7 protein-coding genes are annotated in these 3776 nt (G+C 49.4%); 2 read left to right on the forward strand and 5 right to left on the reverse strand.

The window, feature by feature from the left end; all coding sequences use genetic code 11:
• Positions 1–240 precede the first annotated feature (240 nt).
• Positions 241–1128, forward strand: a complete 888-nt coding sequence (locus tag HWQ67_RS14180; protein WP_218253344.1) for a response regulator — start codon at positions 241–243, stop codon at positions 1126–1128.
• A gap of 104 nt (positions 1129–1232) precedes the next feature.
• Here HWQ67_RS14180 and HWQ67_RS14185 read toward each other — a convergent pair whose 3' ends face one another.
• From HWQ67_RS14185 to HWQ67_RS20625, 5 genes are read right to left on the reverse strand one after another with little or no spacing between them, the layout of a single operon-like run.
• The gene (locus tag HWQ67_RS14185; RefSeq protein ID WP_218253345.1) at positions 1233–1679 is read right to left on the reverse strand and encodes a tetratricopeptide repeat protein; all 447 of its coding nucleotides are present in this window, start codon (positions 1677–1679) and stop codon (positions 1233–1235) included.
• A 24-nt stretch (positions 1680–1703) separates the two neighbouring features.
• Positions 1704–2489 (reverse strand): diguanylate cyclase, encoded by a 786-nt coding sequence (locus HWQ67_RS14190; protein ID WP_218253346.1) that lies wholly within the window; start codon positions 2487–2489, stop codon positions 1704–1706.
• Positions 2490–2498: 9 nt separating this feature from the next.
• Positions 2499–2879 carry a DUF1987 domain-containing protein gene (locus HWQ67_RS14195; protein WP_218253347.1) on the reverse strand — a complete coding sequence of 127 codons (381 nt, stop codon included), beginning with the start codon at positions 2877–2879 and terminating at the stop codon, positions 2499–2501.
• A 15-nt stretch (positions 2880–2894) separates the two neighbouring features.
• Positions 2895–3440, reverse strand: a complete 546-nt coding sequence (locus HWQ67_RS14200) for a SiaB family protein kinase (protein WP_218253348.1) — start codon at positions 3438–3440, stop codon at positions 2895–2897.
• A gap of 21 nt (positions 3441–3461) precedes the next feature.
• The gene (locus HWQ67_RS20625; RefSeq protein WP_425340732.1) at positions 3462–3662 is read right to left on the reverse strand and encodes a SpoIIE family protein phosphatase; all 201 of its coding nucleotides are present in this window, start codon (positions 3660–3662) and stop codon (positions 3462–3464) included.
• Between HWQ67_RS20625 and HWQ67_RS14210 the strand changes: the two genes are divergently transcribed.
• The coding region (locus tag HWQ67_RS14210; protein WP_218253350.1) for a hypothetical protein at positions 3573–3776 on the forward strand (204 nt) is incomplete at its 3' end. The genes HWQ67_RS20625 and HWQ67_RS14210 overlap by 90 nt on opposite strands.

Here is a 3776-nt window from a genome sequence, read left to right on the forward strand (position 1 = left end):
CTGTCATACTGCCCTGACATCCTGTCTATAGCATACACCATTTGCTCCTGCTTTGACAACCACGGTGAGTTCTGTTGCGATCATTCGCTGCGGAGAGGCCTCGGAAATTTTTTTACACATTGTTGAGTAATTTATGCTATACTCTTTTGTAAGAAAAAGATTGTATATTTTTGGTGAAATAGATTTTTTGTATAGCGAGTAAAATCTCGAGGGAATTGATTTGAAAGGAGGCTTATTTTAATGCCAGAAAGCAGCAACATATCATATGACAAAGTTCCAACCGGTATACACATCCTGGTCGTGGAAGACGAGATCGTTATAGCCAGGGATATTGAGTCCAAGCTCAAGAAGATAGGTTATAACGTCCCTGCCATTGCGGCCTCGGGTGAGGAGGCCATTAAGCTGGCAGGTGAGGTTCACCCAACCCTGATACTTATGGATATCATGTTGGAAGGCAAGATGGACGGCGTAGAAGCAGCCGGCCAGATAGACAAACTCTACGGTATCCCGATCATATATCTCACCGCCCACTCAGACCTTGACACCCTGCACAGGGCGAAGATAACCGAACCGTTTGGTTATATCCTCAAACCCTTCTCACAGCGTGACTTGCTGGTTACCATCGGTATGGCCCTGTACAAGCACAGAATGGAGGCCAAGCAGAAGATTGTAAACACCGTCCTGCGGGTATTCCTCGAACCCATAGACCTCAACGCCAAACTGGAAAAGACACTGAAACTACTGGTGTCTATCCCTCGCCTGTTTCTCCAGACCAAGGGTACCATCTACCTAGTCGATAACGATAGACCTGACATGCTTGTTGTAAAGGCAGCACTAGGCACACCCGTATGTACGACCGTCCCCTTCGGACAGTGTCTATGCGGACATGCCGCATCGGATAATAGCATAATCTTCGCCGACAGAATCGACAAACGTCACGAACTCCACCAGGATGGTATGCCACACGGACACTACTGCGCCCCCATCAGGGCAAATAACAGGGTCGTCGGTGTTATCAACACATACGTCATGGAAGGTTACAAGAGGGATGTCTCCGACGAAGCCGTACTGGGTACCGTAGGCGATATTATTGCAAATTACCTGATCGCATCGGGAACTGTCAAATAAAGCAAATTACTTATAGATATACATGTGTATGAAGGGGTCAAACGGGTGTGACCCCTTTGGAAGGGGTGGCTCCGGGTGGGTGCGCTCCGGCCTGAGTACCTGGATTACCAGGTGATGCCCTTGGTTTTCAATATTTCTTGTGCGTAGGTATCCCCAATCTGTGCCCCTTGCTTGAGGGCAGCTATGGCCTTATCCGGGTCTCCTTTCTTGTTCCAGGCCAACCAGAGACCGTAGTACGCCAGAGAATATCGGGGATTAATCTCTACCGACCTGTTGTAATCGGCTATAGCCCTGTCGTAGTCTTTCTTTTTTCTCCAAGCTGTGCCACGAGCGGTGTATGCCTCCGCATAGCGTGGGATTATCTCAATGGCCTTCGTGAAAGCGGCAATGGCCATGTCGTAGTCGCCGTTTTTATGCAACTCAAGACCTCTGTTGTAGAATGTAACCGAATCCTCAGCATAGACACTACCACTATGCGTATTGCCATCCCACGGATATCCCGAGAAGCTGACGATTAAGAAAATCAGTGTACAAACAATTCTCAGATACATACGTTTCCTCCTAAGTTTAACACTCTAAACTCCTTCCGATGGTTTGTTCGGCAATTCCCAGGCATCTTCCCAGCTCACGACCCCGTTTCTGCCGCCTTGCTTGGCCTTGTACAGGGCCTGGTCTGCCCTGAACAGGTGAACATCCTTGTTGTCAACCAGATTGGCAACCATCACGCACACCCCAACACTGACGGTGACATAGCCCGACACCTTTGACATGCGATGCGGTATGGTCTGAGCCTCTATGGCCGCCCTGATACCCTCCGCTACATTTAACGCACCAACCTCATCGGTCTCGGGAAGGATCACAACGAATTCCTCGCCCCCATAGCGTGCCAGAAGGTCCTGCGGACGCTTAAGTACCTGACTTATAGCATGTGCAACCCGTTGCAGACAGACATCCCCCTTGGTATGTCCATAGGAGTCGTTATACTGCTTGAAGAAGTCTATGTCCATTATAATCAGGGCCAACGGGGTACCGTTTCTCAGGGAACGCTTCCACTCGGTATTGTACGTATCCTCAAGACATCGTCTGTTGGCCACGTTGGTTAGCTGGTCTACCGTGCATAGGACAGAGAGCTTGTCCGTTGCAATATTAAGGTCTCGTTGGAGGTTGTCTGCCATCCTTACGATTCGCTTTGTCTGCCGTAATAGCTTTTTGTAGGCGTCGGAGAGCTTGTCAAAGTGCGGCAACAACACATTGCCTTGCCACTGCTCCGAGTTGAGGATACCATCTGCCTTGCTTACCATGGCCTCTTCCTCTTCAAACAGACTCATAATAAATGTGTATAACTGTTCATCGTCATCCATTGCTGAGGCTTACTCAAGCTCTACGAGGTTAAAGTCAAGGGCAGGGGCATCTTCCTTGAACTCCTCCCCACACTCCAGGGCAGTATCGTTATCGGCATGGTACTTCCAGTTGACGGTGATAGTTCTGCCCTGCATGTGACGCTCAAACATGCTGAAGAGGTTCAACAGGGCCTTTGAGCTGCTGCTGTTGAAGTAGAGCAACTCTATGTCAAAGACCAGGGGCTGCGATTGCCCCAAAGACAGGAAGGCCTCCAGCCACGCAAAAATGGGCGTGAAAAACGCAGCAGCGTTCTCAGGATAGCACTCACCCTTGATGGTAAATGTATCCGAATCCGGGTCAAAACACACATGAGGAGTGGATTTCGTGGCCTGTATGCAAAGTTTTTCCATATTTGCCTCCTTTATCTAAATATATACCGTCACGGATAAAAACGAAATCGCCTCATCCACCGTGGTATAGTCTATATCAATAGGCTGACTGGCCTTTCTGGCCATCTCTATGAACCCCAAACCGCCCCCCTTGCTGCCCTCCGGAGACGGCTCTTTGCGGCGCCGGCGATAGAGCGCCTTTAACTCTTCACTGTTAAGCCCACGTAGTTCGTCCACCTGTTCCCTGATCATGTTTAACTTATCGTTGCGTATCTTGTTGCCGCAGCGGACATAGAAATGCCCGTCTCTAAAGCCGACAACAAATACTCCGATACCGAGGTCGCCACCATCCCGCTCCTGAGATATCCGCTCTGCGGAGTAGTTCATAAGGTTCTGCATCTGCTCGACGAATATGGAAAATACCCTCTGTATGGTATTTATGTCCTGCTCCTCGATCTCCATCTTGAGCTTCAGGGTGGCTCCTATACCCTCTACAACGTGTTGCGACACGGGGCCGCTAAAACAAAGGACTATCTGTTCCCTCAGCATTTGCCGGTAAAGTTCATACAGGTCAGTTAACATATTATATTCCTCCTTGCATATTTAAACTCTAAACCCTATCACAGTGATGTCATCCCTCTGCTGTTGTTGGCCGCGGTAAAGCTCAAATGCCTCGATTAATAGTGCCTGCTGCTCCTTAAATGGCCTTGTGCTGTGCTGTGCGATCAGTTCCTTGAAGCGTTTCTTTCCAAATGGAAGGCATTGTTCTCCGCCGATCTGGTCACTGATGCCATCGGTCATCATGTAAAAGGACATGGCGTCCCCGGGGCCATCATGACAATGCTGGCCGGCTCTACGTTAAGCCGGGTGGTCAACGAACTGGGCTATACGGACCCCTCAGCCATCTTAAACAACATG

Source organism: Candidatus Magnetobacterium casense (assembly GCF_019173545.1).
Lineage (GTDB): Bacteria > Nitrospirota > Thermodesulfovibrionia > Thermodesulfovibrionales > Magnetobacteriaceae > Magnetobacterium > Magnetobacterium cryptolimnobacter.

Excerpts from the sequence above, each read along its gene's own strand:
- HWQ67_RS14195 (WP_218253347.1), bottom strand. The coding sequence starts at position 2,879 with ATGGAAAAACTTTGCATACAGGCCACGAAATCCACTCCTCATGTGTGT.
- HWQ67_RS14185 (WP_218253345.1), bottom strand. The coding sequence starts at position 1,679 with ATGTATCTGAGAATTGTTTGTACACTGATTTTCTTAATCGTCAGCTTC.
- HWQ67_RS20625 (WP_425340732.1), bottom strand. The coding sequence starts at position 3,662 with ATGATGACCGATGGCATCAGTGACCAGATCGGCGGAGAACAATGCCTT.
- HWQ67_RS14180 (WP_218253344.1), top strand. The coding sequence starts at position 241 with ATGCCAGAAAGCAGCAACATATCATATGACAAAGTTCCAACCGGTATA.
- HWQ67_RS14200 (WP_218253348.1), bottom strand. The coding sequence starts at position 3,440 with ATGTTAACTGACCTGTATGAACTTTACCGGCAAATGCTGAGGGAACAG.
- HWQ67_RS14190 (WP_218253346.1), bottom strand. The coding sequence starts at position 2,489 with ATGGATGACGATGAACAGTTATACACATTTATTATGAGTCTGTTTGAA.